1 protein-coding gene is annotated in these 1,056 nt (G+C 60.1%); it reads right to left on the bottom strand.

Annotated elements, in window-relative coordinates:
- Positions 1-1,056, bottom strand: a 1,056-nt coding sequence (gene clpX, locus ABD54_RS26620) for an ATP-dependent Clp protease ATP-binding subunit ClpX (RefSeq protein WP_047872306.1), incomplete at both ends; no start/stop codon positions are given.

Genomic DNA, 1,056 nt, shown 5'->3' with positions numbered 1-1,056 from the left:
GGGACGATGGTGGGGTTGACGTTGTCGATCACGGTCTCCCGCGTAATGATCACCTGACCCACATCCTCACGACTGGGCACCTCATACATCACCGACAACAACACCTCCTCGATAATCGCCCGCAACCCACGCGCACCCGTACCCCGAATAATCCCCTGCTCAGCAATCGCGTTCAAAGCATCCGGCGTGAACTCCAACTCCACACCATCCAACTCGAACAACCGCTGATACTGCTTCACCAACGCGTTCCGCGGCTCCGTCAAAATCCGGATCAACGCCTCACGATCCAGATCATGCACACTCGTGATCACCGGCAACCGACCCACGAACTCCGGAATCATCCCGAACTTCAACAGATCCTCCGGCATCACCTCACCGAACAACGCCGAACCACCCAGCTCACCCTTGGGACGCAACACCGCGTTGAACCCCATCCCCTGCTGACCCGTCCGCGACTCGATCAACTTCTCCAACCCCGCGAACGCACCACCACAGATGAACAACACATTCGTCGTGTCGATCTGAATGAACTCCTGATGCGGATGCTTGCGCCCACCCTGCGGAGGCACACTCGCCGTCGTCCCCTCCAAGATCTTCAACAACGCCTGCTGCACCCCCTCACCCGACACATCCCGAGTGATCGAGGGATTCTCACTCTTACGCGCGACCTTGTCGACCTCGTCGATGTAGATGATCCCCGTCTCGGCCTTCTTCACGTCGTAGTCAGCCGCCTGGATCAACTTGAGCAGGATGTTCTCCACATCCTCGCCCACATACCCCGCCTCCGTCAGCGCCGTCGCGTCCGCGATCGCGAACGGCACGTTCAGAATCCGCGCCAACGTCTGCGCCAACAACGTCTTCCCCGACCCCGTCGGCCCCAGCAGCAAGATGTTGGACTTGGCGATCTCCACATCCTCCTCGCCCGAACGGTCCCCCTCCGAGCGCACCCGCTTGTAGTGGTTGTACACCGCCACCGACAACGCCTTCTTGGCCTGCTCCTGACCGATCACGTACGAGTCCAGGAACTCGTAGATCTCCCGGGGCTTGGGCAGAGAG

It is taken from the genome of Nocardiopsis sp. RV163, from assembly GCF_001029525.1.
GTDB lineage: Bacteria > Actinomycetota > Actinomycetes > Streptosporangiales > Streptosporangiaceae > Nocardiopsis > Nocardiopsis dassonvillei.
Note: the sequence above shows the minus strand (reverse complement) of the source record. Positions and strands in the feature narration are given on the sequence as shown.